The following is a 16,203-nucleotide window of genomic DNA, read 5'->3' as shown; positions in this document are numbered from 1 at the left end:
CACATCCTCCTTTAGCGCGTGAACTCAGAAATTCGCTGGCGTGTGCGCACTGACAATGCGACACGGCAACTCAGACGTATTGGTAAAACTGTGCGGCAAGCCGGTATCAATCACATAGCTCTCGCCACAATAAAGGTGATAACTCTGGCCGTTGACCACCAGGGTGATTTCCCCTTCCAGCACTGTGCCGGTCTCTTCACCGGGATGACGCAGTTTCTCTCCGGTGCTGGAACCCGGTTCGTAACATTCGATAAGCATCGCCAGCGCACGTTTTTCAGCGCCGTTCTCCACCAAACGCAACGACACGCCGAGGCTGCCGATCTCAACGCACTCTTCCGGACGTACGATCACGCGCGGCGTGCTGTTTACCTTTGGCTCCGAGAAAAACTCTGACAACGACAAGCCGTACACCTTCAGCAATTTCTGCAAGGTACTCAGCGCTGGGCTGACTTTGTCCTGCTCAATGGTGCTGATAGCACTGTGTGTGAGTCCTGACAACTCAGCGACGCGACGCTGAGACAATCCCATCTCCTGCCGGATTTGCGATAAACGTCGTCCGGGCGCCAGAGTGGCATCATTCATGGCTGTATTTCCTTGTGATAACAGAGAGCCGCGTGGATAAAAGCCGCAAACAGGCGTTGCGAAACCGGGTCGTCATCGGAGTGCCACTCCGGATGCCACTGCACCGCAAGTGCAAACGGATGCTGGCGCAAACTCACCGCTTCAATCAGCCCATCAGGCGCACGCGCTTCAATGCGCATCTGCGGGCCGGGTTCGCGGATGCCTTGTCCATGTAGAGAGTTCACGGCAAAGGATTGAGCGCTGCCAAGCACCTGGCTCAACAAACCTTCCGCTTCAGGCTGAACCTCATGCACCGGCGCGTATTGCTGTTCGAGCGGCAGCGCATCATCTTCACGATGCTCCTGAAACAGATGCGTCATATGCAGCTGGCGATACAGGGAACCCCCGTTGGCCACCACCAACTCCTGCAAGCCACGGCAAATACCGAAAATCGGCATCTTTTTGCCAATCGCATGAGTGATGATGCCGAAGGCGAGGCGGTCACGCGCCGGATCGGCATGCTCCTCTTTACCTTCTTCACCGTAATGCCAGGGTTCGATATTACTCGGGCTGCCGGTAAGCAAAATGCCGTCCAGCAGCGTCATACTGTTTTCTAATAGATGAGGGGCATGCATCAGTTGATGCGGCAAAGGCAAGGGAACACCACCGGCAAGCACGATGGCATCGAGATACTTATTGTGAACCGTTTGCCCGAGATGGCTGCCGATGTGGTTCTGACACATCACTACGCCAATCAAGGGTTTGTCAAAAATAATGCCCATAACGTCTCCGCGTTGCTGTTCAATATTTTCACCGTTTTTGCGCATCCGGCCTGAAAAGTGTGCAATATATTGTCAATCTAGCAACCGGTTGTTCGTTCTTTCAACAGAATTGTTACATTTGCACACTTTTTGCGTTAGCGCTATGTTAGAGGAGTGGCTGTTATTTTGAGCATTGCGCGAACCAATATTTAACGGTAAAGGGCGGGTGGGAACATGACGAACCTCGTAGAAGTAGAAGACTTCACGCGGCACAGTGAAGAGAAACGAACAAGCGCGTTCCAGCTGGAGGTTAAATCCTGGCTGGAACGCCATCCTGAAACGCAGTATGTCGATATTCTTCTTAATGATTTAAATGGGGTCTTTCGCGGTAAGCGCATTCCCATCTCTGCATTGGCAAAACTGGAAAAAGGGTGTTACTTCCCGGCCTCGGTTTTCGCCATGGATATCCTCGGAAATACCGTCGAAGAAGCCGGACTCGGACAGTCACTGGGCGAACCCGACAACCTCTGTATCCCGGTTCTCGGAACTTTAATTCCTTCTGCCGCCGATCCTGAACGCATCGCGCAATTGCTGCTGACAATGTGTAACCAAGATGGCACTCCCTTTGACGTTGAACCCCGCAATGTCCTCAATCGGCTGTGGCAGCAACTGCGCAATCGAGGGCTATTCCCGGTGGTAGCGGTAGAGCTGGAGTTCTATCTGGTCGATAAAAAGCGTGATGCGGAAGGGTACATCCAGCCACCCTGTGCGCCGGGTAGTGACGAACGTAATATCCAGAGTCAGGTTTATTCAGTCGATAATCTCGACCATTTCGCTGATGTTCTGCGGGATATCGACGATATTGCCAAACAGCAGGGCATTCCCGCTGATGGTGCGCTGGCGGAAGCCTCGCCGGGCCAGTTTGAAATCAACCTGCACCATACCCGTGATGTATTGAAAGCCTGCGACCATGCGATTTTGCTCAAACGCCTGGTGCGTCAGGTGGCCGAAAACCACGGTATGACTGCGACCTTTATGGCGAAACCTTATGAAGAGTACGCGGGTAGCGGGATGCATGTGCATATCAGCATGCTGGATGCCGCCGATCATAATGCCTTTTCACTCGACGACGGCAGCGATTCACCGCTGTTGAAACGCGCGCTGGCCGGGATGATCGATTTGATGCCGGCTTCAATGGCACTTCTGGCACCGAACGTTAATGCCTATCGCCGCTTCTTACCGGAAGCCTACGTGCCGTTACAGGCCTCCTGGGGGCACAATAACCGAACTGTTGCTTTACGTATTCCCTGCGGCGATGTGGATAACCATCGCGTGGAGTATCGTGTGGCCGGTGCGGATGCAAATCCTTACCTGGTCGTGTCAACAATTCTTGCCGGTATTTTGCACGGTCTGGATAATCAGCTACCCTTACCGCATGCGGTGCAGGGCAATGGACATGAGGCAGAAGGGCTGCCATTGCCGGTGCGACAGAGCGATGCGCTGTACGAATTCGAGAATAGCTATCCTCTGCAAAAACTGCTCGGCGAGCATTTCAGCGGCGTGTGGCATAGCTGCAAACAGAACGAGTTAATGCAGTTTGAACGGCTTATCACCGCCACGGAGATTGACTGGATGCTGAAGAACGCCTGACTCGCAGAAGAATTTCGCTAACGTCTTGTGCCGATGGCATAAGTTGGGGCAGAATACGCTCCCTGGAAAATACGAAACATAACCGACGCTTATCACGTCGGTTATTTTTTTGCAGATTGCAGTACACACACACATTACCGAGGCCGGACACGCATCCGGATAGATAGATACTGACAACACGCTTGGGCGTGAGATTTGAGGAAAACAAAGATGGGGCTGTTTACAATTGCACCAGCGCAAGCTGGTTCTCGCTTTCGTGATGATTACGGCGCGGCGACAATCGCAAACACTAATATCACTTCTCACTGCAGCACTTTGCGCAGTATCCCGCAGATCACCTCTGTTGGGGGCCTGAACAATGTCGCTTAACACCGCCGCACCACAGCGTGCACACCTGAAAAAATCCCTGACCTTGATCCCGGTTGTCATGATGGGCCTGGCGTATATGCAGCCAATGACCCTGTTTGATACTTTCGGTATCGTCTCTGGATTGACCGACGGCCACGTCGCCACCGCTTATGCTTTCGCGCTGATCGCGATACTGTTTACTGCCGTGAGCTACGGCAAGCTGGTACGCCGCTTCCCATCTGCGGGCTCCGCTTACACCTATGCTCAGAAGGCTATCAGTCCGCACGTCGGCTTTATGGTGGGCTGGTCATCACTGCTGGACTATTTGTTCATGCCGATGATCAACATCCTGCTGGCGAAAAGCTACTTTGAGACGCTGGTGCCGGGCATTCCGTCGTGGATTTTCGTGGTGTTGCTGGTGGCCTTTATGACCATCTCTAACCTCCGTGGTATCAAAACCGTTGCCAACTTCAACAGCGTGATCGTCGTGCTGCAGGTTGTGGTGATGGTGGTGATTACTGGTATGGTGGTTTACGGTGTGGCGCACGGTGTTGGCGCAGGAACATTGACCAGCAGCAAGCCTTTCTGGTCTGAGAATGCCCATGTGGTGCCGATGATTACCGGTGCAACCATACTTTGCTTCTCGTTCCTCGGCTTTGATGGCATCAGTTCGCTGTCAGAAGAGACTAAAGATGCAGAACGTACTATCCCGCGCGCGATTTTCCTGACCGCGCTGATTGGTGGTGTGATCTTTATCGGTGTGTCTTACTTCCTGCAGTTGTACTTCCCGGACATCTCGCGTTTCCAGAATCCGGACTCTTCACAGCCTGAAATCATGCTGTTCGTGGCAGGTAAAGCCTTGCAGATCGGCATCCTGATTTTCTCTGTGGTTACCGTACTGGCTTCCGGTATGGCGGCACACGCTGGCGTTTCCCGTCTGATGTATGTGATGGGCCGTGATGGCGTGTTCCCGCAGCGTTTCTTTGGCTTCGTGCATCCGAAATACCGCACGCCGTCGCTGAACGTGCTGTTGGTGGGCGCTGTGGCACTGCTGGCGATTAACTTCGACCTGGTGACCGCCACTGCGCTGATCAACTTCGGTGCGCTGGTGGCATTCACCTTCGTCAACCTGTCAGTGATTGCGCAGTTCTGGATCCGTGAAAAGCGTAACAAGACGCTGAAAGATCACCTCAACTATCTGGTGCTGCCAGTGATGGGTGCTTTGACAGTGGGTGCACTGTGGATCAACCTGGAAGAGACCTCGATGGTGCTCGGCCTGGTGTGGGCAGCGGTCGGTATTATTTACCTGGCGTTTGTTACTCGCACCTTCCGCAATCCGGTTCCGCAGTTCAGCGAAGAAGTGTAATTTTCGTTGCGCATTATGCGCAGCGGATAAAGACTTCGTGTCGTATGCAAAAGGTCGCCACATTGGCGACCTTTTGCTTTTAGACCAGCAAACTTAACCCGCCAGCACCAACTCCCAACCCCCCGCACTCAACGTCTCGCGTCCCGCTTTACTTAATTCGGTATCGGTTACGAGGGTATCGAAGCGCTCCAGCGGTAATGCCAGATGGGTGGCAATCTTGTTGTATTTCGAGCTGTCGCTCAGCAGTACGCGCTTACTGCTGACATCGCTGGCCGCCAGCTTGACCGGCACCTTATCTTCATCGGGTGTAAACAAGCCGCGCGGCCCCCAGCAGGATGCGGAGATAAACGCGATATCAATCGCCAGCATGCGCAGACTTCTCGCCGCTGATTCGCCGACGCTGGAGCGATTCTCGCGACATACGGTGCCGCCAGTGTGAATCAGCTTGCAGCCGCTGCTCTCCATCAATAGCCGGGCAATCACGAAATCATTGGTCACCACCAACAAATCGTCACGCTCGACCAGTTCGCGAGCCAGCGCCAGCGTGGTGGTGCCTGCGTCGAGATAAATACAGCTGTTGCGCGGAATATGGCGCGCGGCAAACTGACCAATCGCCATCTTTTCACTGCTGTACATGCTGGTTTTCGCCAGATGTGATGGCTCAGCAGCCAGACGATCCGCCGAGCGCACGCCGCCCGATACCGACAGCACGGCACCTTGCTCCTCCAGCTTTTGCACATCACGACGTATCGTCATGTGTGATACGCCTAAACGCTCGGTCAGCTCGGCAATGCTCACCACGCCGCGTTCGGCAACCAGCGCTAAAATTTGTTGATGACGTTCTACCGGAATCACATCGCTCTCCCTGAATTACCAATTTTTCACATTGTAAGGCATCAATTCACAGCCTGCAGCACAATTTATCCCAGGCAAATGTTAGCAAATATCCCTCCAGAACTGGGGTTCCCGTAGGGATTCAGAGGTGTGAATCGATGTTATAAGCTGTGCGTGTAAGTTAATTTTTGTGATTTACCGCACGTTTCTCCGCCAGTAACTGCGGCAGAATTAACAGCATTGAACAAAATATCACTTAAATTAACAACGGAGGTGTGCTGTGTCAGCAACCGTGAATAACATTGGCGTCATTGGTTTGGGTTCCATGGGCATGGGCGCAGCGCAGTCCTGTATTCGCGCTGGATTGAACACCTGGGGCGTTGATTTAAATCCACAGGCGCTGGAAACCCTGCGTCAGGCCGGCGCGCGTGATGCGCAAACTTCCGCTGCCAGCTTCGCGCAAGAGTTAGATGCCGTACTGCTGCTGGTGGTTAACGCGGCGCAGGTGAAAGCGATTCTGTTTGGCGAAACCGGTCTGGCGGCACAACTCAAGCCGGGCACCGTGGTAATGGTCTCTTCAACCATTTCTTCACAGGATGCACAGGCGATTGAACAGCAACTGGCACAACATCAACTGCTGATGCTGGATGCGCCAGTATCGGGCGGTGCAGCTAAAGCCGCGGTCGGCGAGATGACCGTGATGGCGTCTGGCAGCGATGAAGCCTTTGCGCTACTGAAGCCAGTTCTGGATGCGGTTGCCGCCAAAGTGTATCGCGTGGGCAGCGAAATCGGCCTGGGTTCAACCGTTAAAATTATTCACCAGCTGTTGGCGGGCGTACATATTGCGGTGGGTGCTGAAGCGATGGCGCTGGCTGCGCGCGCAGGCATTCCACTCGACACCATGTACGACGTGGTCACCAACGCCGCGGGTAACTCGTGGATGTTTGAGAACCGCATGCGTCATGTGGTGGACGGCGACTACTCACCGAAATCCGCAGTCGATATCTTTGTGAAAGATCTCAGCCTGGTGGCCGATACCGCGAAATCATTGCATTTCCCACTGCCGCTGGCGTCTACCGCCCTCAACATGTTTACCGAAGCGAGTAATGCTGGCTACGGCCGCGAAGATGACAGCGCAGTCATCAAGATTTTCAGCGGCATCACGCTGCCCGAGTCAAAGGAGAAGTAACCATGCGTTTAGGCGTGATTGCAGACGACTTTACCGGTGCAACGGATATTGCCAGCTTCCTGGTACAGAACGGTCTGCCTACCATTCAGTTCAACGGCGTGCCGCAAGGTCATGACGATGTGAGCGCGCAGGCGATTGTCATCAGCCTGAAGTCACGCTCTTGCCCGGCACAGCAGGCAATCGACCAGTCTCTGGCAGCGCTGGCCTGGCTGCAACAGCAGGGTTGCGATCGTTTTTACTTCAAATATTGCTCGACCTTCGACAGCACCGAACACGGCAACATCGGTCCCGTCACCGATGCACTGCTGGCCGCACTGGGCGAGACGCAAACGGTGATCTCACCCTCGCTGCCGGTAAACGGTCGTACCGTGTATCAAGGCTATCTGTTTGTTGCCGACCAGCTGCTGTCTGAATCGGGCATGCGTCATCATCCGGTGACACCAATGACCGACAGCAATCTGGTGCGTCTGATGACGCGTCAGGCGAAAGGGCAGGCGGCGGTGATCAATGCTGCTCAGCTGGACAAAGGCGCGGAAGCGGTTCGTAAACAGCTGGGCGAGCTGAAAGCGCAGGGCATCAACTACGTGGTGCTGGATGCGCTCAACGAGCAGCATCTGCTAACCCAGGGCGAAGCGCTGAAAGAAACCGTGCTGGTGACCGGCGGTTCCGGCCTGGCAATCGGTATCGCGCGCGCCTGGGCCACTCAGCAGCAAAACAGCGATGCCGAGCAGGCCGGACGTCCACAGGGCGAACGTGCGGTGGTGATCTCGGGCTCTTGTTCGCAGATGACCAATCGTCAGGTTCAGGCCTATCGCCAGCAGGCGCCATCACATGAAGTGCTGGTGGAGCGCTGCCTCGACGATGCTGAAGGCTACGCGCAGGAACTGTGCGATTGGATTGCCGCGAATAACCAGCAGCCTCTGGCACCTTTGCTCTTTGCCACTGCCGATGCTCAGCAACTGCAGGCAATCCAGCAGCAATATGGCGCAGCACGCAGCAGCGAAGCGGTTGAGCACTTGTTTGCCGCCGTCACCCGTGAGCTGAAATCACGGGGCTGGCAGCGCTTTATCGTCGCCGGGGGCGAAACCTCTGGCGTGGTGGCACAAAGCCTGGGCGTAACGGCCTTCCACATCGGCCCGATGATCTCCCCTGGCGTGCCGTGGGTGCGTGACATCCAGCAGCCGCTGTCGCTGGCCCTGAAGTCAGGCAACTTTGGCGACGAACAATTCTTTGCCCGCGCACAAACGGAGTTTTCAGCATGACCGAACAACAAGCACGTGAAGAGATGGTGCAACTGGGCGCCTCCTTTTTCCAGCGCGGTTACGCCACCGGTTCAGCCGGCAACCTTTCACTGTTGCTGGAAGATGGCAATCTGCTGGCGACACCTACCGGCTCTTGCCTCGGCGAACTGCAGGCCGACCGCCTGTCAAAAGTGACGATGCAGGGCGAGTGGATTTCGGGTGACAAGCCTTCTAAGGAAGTGGCGTTTCACCGCGCGCTCTATCTAAACAATCCCGCCTGTAAAGCGGTGGTGCATCTGCACAGTCACTATCTGACGGCGCTTTCGTGCCTCAACGATCTCGACAGCGAAAACTGCATTCGCCCGTTCACGCCCTATGTGGTGATGCGCGTGGGCGATGTGCCGGTCGTACCTTATTACAAACCGGGTGATGACCGCCTGGCTGAAGATCTTGCGCAGCTCGCGCCACGTTACAACGCTTTCCTGCTGGCCAATCATGGCCCGGTAGTGGTGGGTAAATCGCTGCGTGAAGCCGCGAATAACACTGAAGAACTGGAAGAGACCGCGCGTCTGATGTTCACGCTCGGCGACCGATCTATTCGTTATCTGACTGATGGCGAAGTGGCGGAATTGAGGAATTACTGATGCCTAAGTTTGCAGCCAATTTATCCACGCAGTTTGGCGAAGTGCCGTTTATTGAACGCTTTGCCGCAGCGGCCAACGCCGGTTTCCGTGCCGTTGAGTTTCTGTTCCCGTATGACTATCCGGCCGAGGTGATCAAAGCCGAGCTGGAGAAACATCAGCTGGAGTTGGTGCTGTTCAACACCGCAGCCGGAAACGTGCAGGTCGGGGAGTGGGGCGTCTCCGCAATTCCTGGTCGTGAAGAAGAGGCGCGTGCCGATATCGATCGTGCGCTGGAATATGCCTTAGCACTGGGCTGCCCTCAAGTGCATGTGATGGCGGCAACGGTGCCAAACGGTGCCGATAAGGCGGCGTATGAAAAAACGTTCGTCCGTAATATGCATTACGCATCCGAGTGCTTTGCACCACACGGCATCCGCTTGTTACTGGAAGCGCTGAACCCGATGACGAAGCCGAACTATCTCTACTCCAGCCAGTATCAAACCCTGGCGATGATGGAACGTATCGATCGTCCGAACGTGTTCACGCAATTGGATCTGTTCCATGCTCAGCTGGTGGACGGCAATCTCAGCCATCTGATTCGCGAGTACGCCGGGCGCTATCGCCATATTCAGATCGCTTCTGCGCCGCATCGTCACGAACCAGACGAAGGCGAAATCAACTATCCGTACCTGTTCAGCCTGCTGGATGAAGTCGGCTATGACGGCTGGGTCGGCTGCGAGTATTTCCCGCGCGGTCGCACCGAAGCGGGCCTCGGCTGGTTCGCGCCTTACGCGAAATAACCTTTGTTGTACCGCCCAGCACAGTGCGTTGCGCTCTGTGCGGGCGAAGTCTTACCTGAATTCATAAAACATTAAAAATATACCCAAGTACCCCCTAAATAATTCGAGCTGCAGGAAGGCGGCAAGTGGGTGAGTCCCCGGGAGCTTACATCAGTAAGTGACTGGGGCGAATCCACGTAGCCAACGCACCTGCAGCTTGAAGTATGACGGGGGGAATAGAATTAGAGGTTTATCATGTCTACCGCGTTGCTATTAGCTATCGCTACTGCCAGCATTGTCATACTGCTGCTGTTGGTGATTAAAGCCAAAGTCCATCCATTTGTTGCTTTACTGATTGTCAGTTTGATCGTCGCCATCAGTACCGGTATTCCGGCTGATAAGATCATGGAAACCATCTTTAGCGGCATGGGCAACCTGCTGGGTCATATCACCATTATCATCGTGTTGGGGGCGATGCTTGGTGCAGTGATTGAAGCCTCGGGCGGTGCCGAATCGCTGGCGCAGCGCTTCAGTAAATCGCTCGGTATCAAGCGTACCGTCGCAGCCTTAACCATGGCGGCGTTTATCCTCGGTATTCCGGTGTTCTTTGAAGTCGGCTTTATCATTGTGATCCCGCTGATTTACGGCTTTACCAAAGTGGCGCGTGTCTCGCCGCTGAAGTTTGGTTTGCCGATGGCGGGCGTGATGTTGACCGTGCATGTCGCGTTGCCGACACACCCTGGCGCCGCCGCCGCCGCCGGTATTCTGCATACCGATATGGGCTGGTTAATGATGCTTGGCATCCTGATTTCGATCCCTGTGGGTATCGTCGGTTACTACGTGGCAAAAGTGATGAACCTGCGTCAATACCACCTCTCAGTGGATGTACTTGAGCAGTTGCAGCTGGCGAAACCTGAAGGCACGCCAAAAAGCGAAGTGCCACCACCGGGTGCGATGACGATTGCCGGTCTGATTGTGGTGCCGATTGTGTTGATCGTGTTAGGTACGCTGGCGCACACCATGCTGGCGGAAGGCAGCATTCTGCGTGACGTGATGACGGTGATTGGTAACCCGCCAATTGCCCTGCTGATTGCGCTGGCACTGGCGGCATGGCTGCTGGGCGTGCGTCGCGGCTGGAGCAAAGAGAAGCTGGAAGATCTGACCGGTCGCGCAATTCCTGGCTCTGCAAGTGTGATTCTGGTGGCGGGTGCGGGCGGTGCGTTTGGTAAAGTGCTGGTGGAATCCGGTGTCGGTAAAGCCCTGGCGGTGACGCTGGAAACCCTGCATCTGCCGCTGGTGCCCGCTGCTTTTATCTTGTCACTGGCATTGCGTGCGTCTCAGGGATCGGCCACGGTGGCGATTCTCACCACCAGCGGTTTGTTGAGTCAGGCGCTGGGCGATGTGACCGATATGCAACGTGTGCTGGTCACATTGGCGGCGTGCTTCGGTGGCCTGGGCTTGTCCCACGTTAACGATGCCGGCTTCTGGGTGGTAACACGTTATTTGGGGCTATCCGTCGCCGATGGCCTGAAAACCTGGACGGTGCTGACTACGCTGATGGGGTTAAGTGGTTTTGCGCTGACCTGGCTGGTGTGGGGGATGATTTAAGGTTCACAGCGGTCGCCATTAAGGCGACCCTTAAGTGACAACGGGTATGGCGCACATTTATGTGCGCCTGCATCTGAAATGCATTTCAAACGAACATCAATCTGATACACATCTGTGCACACATGGTTGCGATATGCCGCGATCACGCGCGTGAGCGATTAAGACACCAACTCCTGCGCATACAAATACAGCGCTTTCAGCTGCGCCATCTTCTCCGCGTTATCCTCATGCAAACTCGCTAACGACTCCAGCTCTAACAGGAACGCCTGCACGCGATCGGCATTCAGCGCTTCACGGCGATGCTGTAACCAGCGCTGCTGCTCTTGATCATCCAGCGTGCCGGGGAAGTTACGCGCACGATAGCGGAATAGCAGCTTCGCAATACGTTTATCGTCGAAGGTCAAATCCAACGCCGGTAAATTCTGCGGCGGCGTCTGACGCACGATGTTCATCGCTGCGCGATCGGCATCACTGAAGAAGCCGTCATACAGCTGTGCGTCAACGTCATCCGATGGCTTAAACGGCTCGGCTTCCGCAAACAGCGTCACCGCTTTCTCACGCACTTCGGCATGCTGACGCAGCAGCGCCAGGTTCGCCAGACAGCGTTCACGATCGATATTCAGGCGTGAAGCATCTTCAGGACGTAAGGTATTCGCTGGGGCTAACACCGGGCATTTATTAATGTGCACCAGCTTAATCGGTACCGCCGCGCGGTCGCCCAGCTCACTCTGTTTGGTGTACAACCGCTCGCGCAGTTCATCCGCATCCAGTTCCAGCAGCGGGGACATATCGCCCGCCAGATCCACCACGATCAGCGCATTACGATTATCTGGATGCCATGCGACAGGCACTACCCAGCTGGTGTTGCCGCGCGCCGCGCCGAACATGCCGGAGACGTGCACCAGCGGCTTCATCTGCGGAATATCAATCAGGTTCATCAGTTTCTGCTTGTTGCGATGGGTAAACAGAAACTCAAACAGCTTCGGCTGCTTCTCTTTCACCAGTTTCGCCATCGCCAGCGTGGCATACACATCCGACATCGCATCGTGCGCCTGTTCGTGCGCCACGCCGTTGGCTTTGGTGAGATGTTCCAGCTTGAAGCTGGGGAAGCCGTCATCATTTTCCGGCCAGATAATGCCTTCCGGGCGCAGGGCATAACAGGCGCGCATCACATCCAGCAGATCCCAGCGCGAGTTACCGTTTTGCCAGCTCCAGCCGTAAGGATCGAAGAAGTTGCGATAGAAGATATTGCGCGTCACTTCATCATCGAAGCGCACATTGTTGTAACCGATCACACAGGTTTGTGGCTCAGTAAACAGCCCATGAATGCGTTCAGCAAATGCCGTCTCTGTTACGCCGCGCGCTTTAGCCACCTGTGGCGTGATGCCGGTGATCATCACCGCTTCCGGCTGCGGCAGATAGTCATCAGCGGGCTGGCAGTAAAACACCTGCGGTTCACCTACGGCGTTGAAATCTTTATCGGTGCGCAGCCCGGCAAACTGCGCCGGACGGTCCAGTGAGGGACTTTTACCGAAGGTCTCGTAATCGTGGAACAAAAAGGTGAACTCAGAGGCGGGCACGGCAGTATCCTGGCAATAGAAAATCAACGCACAGAATAGTCGTGTGCAGCAGGCAGCACAACCTTGTTTACCGCTGCTGTGGGCAGGCGCACAGCATTTGTCCGCAGTTCATACTTTTTTTCAATTTATTCAACTATCCAGGCGCTAATTGCCGTAAAACGTGCGGCGGTAAATTCATTTTTTGATTAGAGGAAGAAGTGTTGAAAAGGCGTCTGCTGGTAACTGTATCTGGAATGATTGTTTGGGCATCACTGGCACACGCTGACGACAGCATGCCATTCCCACTGACGCCTCCGCCGATCGATGCGGCTTCGTGGGTGTTAATGGACGCCACCACGGGCCAGATCCTTACTGCCGGCAATCCCGATGAAGAGCGTAACCCGGCCAGCCTCACCAAGCTGATGACCGGCTACGTGGTGGATCGCGCGGTTGATCAGAAAAAAATCACCCGTGATGATTTGGTCACCGTGGGTAAGGATGCCTGGGCTGCAGGTAATCCGGTGTTCAAAGGCTCCTCACTGATGTTCCTCAAGCCCGGCGACAAAGTGACGGTACGCGATCTGATGCGTGGCGTGATCATCGACTCCGGCAATGACGCCTGTGTGGCGCTGGCGGATTATGTGGCGGGCAGCCAGGACAGCTTCGTCAATATGATGAACAACTACGTACAGAAGCTCGGTCTGACGCATACCCATTTTGAAACCGTGCACGGCCTGGATGCACCCGGCCAGCACACCACCGCGCGTGATTTAGCGGTGCTGTCGCGTGCCATCATCAATGGTGAGCAGGATTTCTACGCCATGTACGCGGAGAAAACCCTGAGCTGGAACGGGATTACGCAAAATAACCGTAACGGTTTGTTATGGGATCAAAACCTTCACGTTGATGGCATGAAAACAGGCCATACTGAAACGGCAGGTTTCAATATCATCGCCTCGAATGTGGTGGGTCGTCATCGCCTGATTGCGGTGATCATGGGCGGTAAGAGCTCGAAAGGGCGTGAAGAGCAGGCGCGTAAACTGCTGGTGTGGGGTCAGAACAACTTCGATACCGTGCAACTGTTCCATGCCGGTAAGAAAATCGGTACCGAGAACGTCTGGTACGGCAATCCGCACAAAGTGGATGTCGGCACCACTCAGGATATCTATCTGTCGCTGCCGCGTACCGAAGTTTCAAACGTCATGGCGAAATATGTGATTGAGCGTAAAGACCTGGAAGCGCCACTGAAAGCGGGTGAGCAGGTGGGTGAAATCCAGGTCATGGACAAAGACAAGCAGCTGGCGAGCTATCCGCTGTATGCCCTACAAGGTGTGGATAAAGCCGGCATCATCACGCGTATCAGTGACTACGTAAAACAGAAACTGTAATCCGCAGCGGATGTCGCGGCCGCTCCCGTCGATATCGGGGAGCGGCCAGAGCGGGCTTTCTGCTGCTGAACGGAGGCAAAGGTATGAAAGCATCAATCGTCGAGCGCAATCCTCAAAGCTGGCTGGGCTACCATTTGCAGGGTCCGTGGCAGGAAACGGTGCCGCGCGGATTTAACCAGCTAAAAAGCTGGGTCGAGCAGCATGGTGTCGAAGGCGAATGGCTGGCCATCTATTACGGTAATCCTGAAATTCTTCCGCCGGAAGAGCTGCGCGTTGAAACGGTGATCACTGCGCCCACCGATGCTGTGCCCTCTTATGGTGACGACATCGAGCAAGGCCTGCTGCCCGGTGGGCAATATTTTCATGCGCGCATGGAAGTGATGAACAACGATTTCTTCACCGCCTGGCACAGCCTGTTTGATCATCTCAAGACGAAAACCGACTGGCAGGTGGATAATCGTCCCTGCTTCGAACACTACCTTTCCGACGGCTCTGACAGCGGCGACTGGCTGGTGGATATGTACATTCCGGTACGTGCAGCCGACTAATATCATCAGTGCGTTACTTCTATGTTTCATAAGCGAAAATAGGATGTAGCGCACTTGTTGAATCGCAAAAAAAGAGCGGAAATAGTGTTGCGCAGCACTCAATGTTCGTGGCGCGCCAGGGTAACATAGCGCGCAAAATTTTATCGTTCCCGGACCACCATGTTACGCGCCGACAAACCCATCTCTGCCATTGAGTTCTGGTTCTACCGCCACTATCGCGCTGTGCACGGCGTGCGCATCGCTATCGCCTTTGTGCTCTGTTTTCTGTTTGTGCGTTTGACGGATATTCCGGAGGGCACCTGGCCGCTGATCACCCTGGTGGTGGTGATGGGGCCGATCTCGACCTGGGGCAATGTGTTTCCGCGTGTGATCCAACGCATCAGCGGCACCTTTGCCGGACTGGCATCGGGTTTGACTGCTCTGAAGCTGGAACTGATCTCGCTGCCAATGATGTTGTCATGGTGCTTCGTGGTGATGATTATTTGCGGCTATCTGACGCTGGGTAAACATCCTTATATGGCGCTGCTGATTGGTATCACGCTCGGCGTGGTGGTGGGTGCTCCGGCCGGTGACTTCACTGTGGCGTTGTGGCGTGGCGGCGATGTGATCCTGGGTTCGATTATGGCGCTGCTGTTCAGTGCGATTCTCGCTCAGCGTGCCTACACGCACTGGCGCATTCAGCTGTCCGATTCATTTCTGGCGATGGCGAAACTGCATCACACCGGCTTTTCCGCCAACCTGCTGGAGAAACCGCGACTGAACAAACCATTCCAGAAGCAGCTCTCCAGCGTGATTAAAATGCGCGCGCTGCTGGAACCGGCGAGTAAAGAGACGCGTATTCCGAAATCAGTGTTTGAAGCGATTCAGACCATCAACCGTAATATGGTTAACACGATGCAGATGCAAATTGATGCATGGTGGTCATCACGTGAGAGCCATCTGTTGCTGCTCAATGCCCCGACGCTGCGCCGCAGTCAGAAAATGACCGAAGACACGTTGAAAGCGCTGGCCACATTGATGGTGAAAGGGGAGACGGAAGGCGTGATCGCCAACAGCCATGAACTGGAGGAGATCACCCAGGAACTGGAACAGTTGATTGCCAACCGCAGCGGGCGCTTAGAGACCACGGCGATCTATGGCTACGTGTGGTTGAGTCTGGAACAGGCGCGTCAACTGGAGCGCATTACGGATCTGGTCCGTCTGGCACTGCGCAAATAGTTTTCTCAGGCAATGACTTAATGTGAATCACCCTTTCTTTGCGCTAAGATAAGTGCCAGTCCGAAATTAGCTGTGAAAATTGCGAATCCAGCTAGCAAGCCGCTAAGCTGTAGCTCATGACTATTCCGCCTGCCGCGGCAGGCTCAAAGAAAGGTGCCAACATGGAAAATGCCAAGCAATCATTTCAGGACGTTCTGGAGTTTGTACGTATGTTTCGTCGTAAAAACAAACTGCAGCGCGAAATCGTGGATAACGAGAAGAAAGTCCGTGATAACCAGAAACGTGTGTTGCTGCTGGACAACCTGAGCGAGTACATCAAACCAGGCATGAGCGTTGAGGCGATTCAGGAAATCATTGCATCCATGCGTGTGGACTATGAAGACCGCGTCGATGAGTACATCATCAAAAATGCTGACTTGTCGAAAGAGCGTCGCGAGCTGTCGAAGAAGTTGAAAGCGATGGGTGAACCAAAGCCGCAGTAAAAATGTTGGGACCGTAAGGTCCCAAATTTTTTGCAGCGTAACGGCTTC

At 54.7% G+C, this 16,203-nt stretch carries 15 protein-coding genes; 11 read left to right on the top strand and 4 right to left on the bottom strand.

Annotated features, from left to right (window positions below):
- Window positions 1-24 precede the first annotated feature (24 nt).
- Together puuR and puuD are read right to left on the bottom strand one after the other, a co-directional pair.
- Complete coding sequence (puuR, locus tag QMZ65_RS20165; protein WP_097116678.1) at window positions 25-582, bottom strand: HTH-type transcriptional regulator PuuR; 558 nt, start codon at window positions 580-582, stop codon at window positions 25-27.
- Window positions 579-1,343 (bottom strand): gamma-glutamyl-gamma-aminobutyrate hydrolase, encoded by a 765-nt coding sequence (puuD, locus tag QMZ65_RS20160; RefSeq protein WP_283216570.1) that lies wholly within the window; start codon window positions 1,341-1,343, stop codon window positions 579-581. Before puuD ends, puuR begins: the two co-directional genes overlap by 4 nt.
- A gap of 213 nt (window positions 1,344-1,556) precedes the next feature.
- Here puuD and QMZ65_RS20155 point away from each other — a divergent pair, with 213 nt between their 5' ends.
- Both QMZ65_RS20155 and QMZ65_RS20150 read left to right on the top strand, forming a co-directional pair.
- Window positions 1,557-2,972 carry a glutamine synthetase family protein gene (locus tag QMZ65_RS20155; RefSeq protein ID WP_283216569.1) on the top strand — a complete coding sequence of 472 codons (1,416 nt, stop codon included), beginning with the start codon at window positions 1,557-1,559 and terminating at the stop codon, window positions 2,970-2,972.
- 358 nt (window positions 2,973-3,330) lie between these two features.
- Entirely contained in the window at window positions 3,331-4,686 is a 1,356-nt protein-coding gene (locus tag QMZ65_RS20150; protein WP_058962044.1) for an APC family permease, read from the top strand.
- Between the two features lie 93 nt (window positions 4,687-4,779).
- On the opposite strand, the gene ygbI is transcribed toward QMZ65_RS20150, so the two are convergent.
- On the bottom strand, window positions 4,780-5,541 hold the full coding sequence (ygbI, locus tag QMZ65_RS20145) for a DNA-binding transcriptional repressor YgbI (protein WP_097116680.1): 762 nt from the start codon (window positions 5,539-5,541) through the stop codon (window positions 4,780-4,782).
- A gap of 259 nt (window positions 5,542-5,800) precedes the next feature.
- Here ygbI and ltnD point away from each other — a divergent pair, with 259 nt between their 5' ends.
- The 5 genes from ltnD to QMZ65_RS20120 all read left to right on the top strand — a co-directional run bounded on the left by ltnD (window position 5,801) and on the right by QMZ65_RS20120 (window position 10,960).
- On the top strand, window positions 5,801-6,709 hold the full coding sequence (ltnD, locus tag QMZ65_RS20140; protein WP_097116681.1) for an L-threonate dehydrogenase: 909 nt from the start codon (window positions 5,801-5,803) through the stop codon (window positions 6,707-6,709).
- Window positions 6,710-6,711: 2 nt separating this feature from the next.
- Entirely contained in the window at window positions 6,712-7,971 is a 1,260-nt protein-coding gene (gene otnK / locus QMZ65_RS20135) for a 3-oxo-tetronate kinase (RefSeq protein WP_097116682.1), read from the top strand.
- A complete protein-coding gene (otnC, locus tag QMZ65_RS20130) occupies window positions 7,968-8,594 on the top strand; it encodes a 3-oxo-tetronate 4-phosphate decarboxylase (protein WP_034824702.1) in 627 nt (208 codons plus the stop codon). Before otnK ends, otnC begins: the two co-directional genes overlap by 4 nt.
- Window positions 8,594-9,373 (top strand): HPr family phosphocarrier protein, encoded by a 780-nt coding sequence (locus QMZ65_RS20125; RefSeq protein ID WP_283216568.1) that lies wholly within the window; start codon window positions 8,594-8,596, stop codon window positions 9,371-9,373. The genes otnC and QMZ65_RS20125 overlap by 1 nt, the downstream gene beginning before the upstream one ends.
- 234 nt (window positions 9,374-9,607) lie before the next feature.
- Window positions 9,608-10,960, top strand: a complete 1,353-nt coding sequence (locus tag QMZ65_RS20120; protein ID WP_283216567.1) for a GntP family transporter — start codon at window positions 9,608-9,610, stop codon at window positions 10,958-10,960.
- Between the two features lie 158 nt (window positions 10,961-11,118).
- Here the strand turns inward: QMZ65_RS20120 and sbcB are convergent, their stop codons facing one another.
- Window positions 11,119-12,540 carry an exodeoxyribonuclease I gene (sbcB, locus tag QMZ65_RS20115; RefSeq protein WP_283216566.1) on the bottom strand — a complete coding sequence of 474 codons (1,422 nt, stop codon included), beginning with the start codon at window positions 12,538-12,540 and terminating at the stop codon, window positions 11,119-11,121.
- A gap of 200 nt (window positions 12,541-12,740) precedes the next feature.
- Here sbcB and dacD point away from each other — a divergent pair, with 200 nt between their 5' ends.
- The 4 genes from dacD to tmaR all read left to right on the top strand — a co-directional run bounded on the left by dacD (window position 12,741) and on the right by tmaR (window position 16,155).
- Window positions 12,741-13,907, top strand: coding sequence for a serine-type D-Ala-D-Ala carboxypeptidase DacD (gene dacD / locus QMZ65_RS20110; RefSeq protein ID WP_283216565.1), 1,167 nt, complete (start codon window positions 12,741-12,743; stop codon window positions 13,905-13,907).
- 83 nt (window positions 13,908-13,990) lie between these two features.
- Window positions 13,991-14,455, top strand: coding sequence for a GyrI-like domain-containing protein (locus QMZ65_RS20105; RefSeq protein ID WP_182058091.1), 465 nt, complete (start codon window positions 13,991-13,993; stop codon window positions 14,453-14,455).
- A 159-nt stretch (window positions 14,456-14,614) separates the two neighbouring features.
- Window positions 14,615-15,673 carry an FUSC family protein gene (locus QMZ65_RS20100; protein WP_283216564.1) on the top strand — a complete coding sequence of 353 codons (1,059 nt, stop codon included), beginning with the start codon at window positions 14,615-14,617 and terminating at the stop codon, window positions 15,671-15,673.
- 161 nt (window positions 15,674-15,834) lie between these two features.
- Window positions 15,835-16,155, top strand: a complete 321-nt coding sequence (tmaR, locus tag QMZ65_RS20095) for a PTS system regulator TmaR (protein WP_034824689.1) — start codon at window positions 15,835-15,837, stop codon at window positions 16,153-16,155.
- Window positions 16,156-16,203 lie beyond the last annotated feature (48 nt).

Source organism: Pantoea sp. EABMAA-21, from assembly GCF_030053335.1.
In the GTDB taxonomy this organism is placed as follows: Bacteria; Pseudomonadota; Gammaproteobacteria; order Enterobacterales; family Enterobacteriaceae; genus Pantoea; species Pantoea communis.
The sequence above is the reverse complement of the archived record's forward strand: the minus strand, read 5'-3'. Positions and strand labels throughout refer to the sequence as shown.

What these genes read in the sequence shown, in the direction of transcription:
- otnK (WP_097116682.1), top strand. Translation starts at nt 6,712, where the DNA reads ATGCGTTTAGGCGTGATTGCAGACGACTTTACCGGTGCAACGGATATT.
- QMZ65_RS20100 (WP_283216564.1), top strand. Translation starts at nt 14,615, where the DNA reads ATGTTACGCGCCGACAAACCCATCTCTGCCATTGAGTTCTGGTTCTAC.
- QMZ65_RS20120 (WP_283216567.1), top strand. Translation starts at nt 9,608, where the DNA reads ATGTCTACCGCGTTGCTATTAGCTATCGCTACTGCCAGCATTGTCATA.
- QMZ65_RS20155 (WP_283216569.1), top strand. Translation starts at nt 1,557, where the DNA reads ATGACGAACCTCGTAGAAGTAGAAGACTTCACGCGGCACAGTGAAGAG.
- puuR (WP_097116678.1), bottom strand. Translation starts at nt 582, where the DNA reads ATGAATGATGCCACTCTGGCGCCCGGACGACGTTTATCGCAAATCCGG.
- tmaR (WP_034824689.1), top strand. Translation starts at nt 15,835, where the DNA reads ATGGAAAATGCCAAGCAATCATTTCAGGACGTTCTGGAGTTTGTACGT.
- QMZ65_RS20125 (WP_283216568.1), top strand. Translation starts at nt 8,594, where the DNA reads ATGCCTAAGTTTGCAGCCAATTTATCCACGCAGTTTGGCGAAGTGCCG.
- otnC (WP_034824702.1), top strand. Translation starts at nt 7,968, where the DNA reads ATGACCGAACAACAAGCACGTGAAGAGATGGTGCAACTGGGCGCCTCC.
- QMZ65_RS20150 (WP_058962044.1), top strand. Translation starts at nt 3,331, where the DNA reads ATGTCGCTTAACACCGCCGCACCACAGCGTGCACACCTGAAAAAATCC.
- puuD (WP_283216570.1), bottom strand. Translation starts at nt 1,343, where the DNA reads ATGGGCATTATTTTTGACAAACCCTTGATTGGCGTAGTGATGTGTCAG.
- QMZ65_RS20105 (WP_182058091.1), top strand. Translation starts at nt 13,991, where the DNA reads ATGAAAGCATCAATCGTCGAGCGCAATCCTCAAAGCTGGCTGGGCTAC.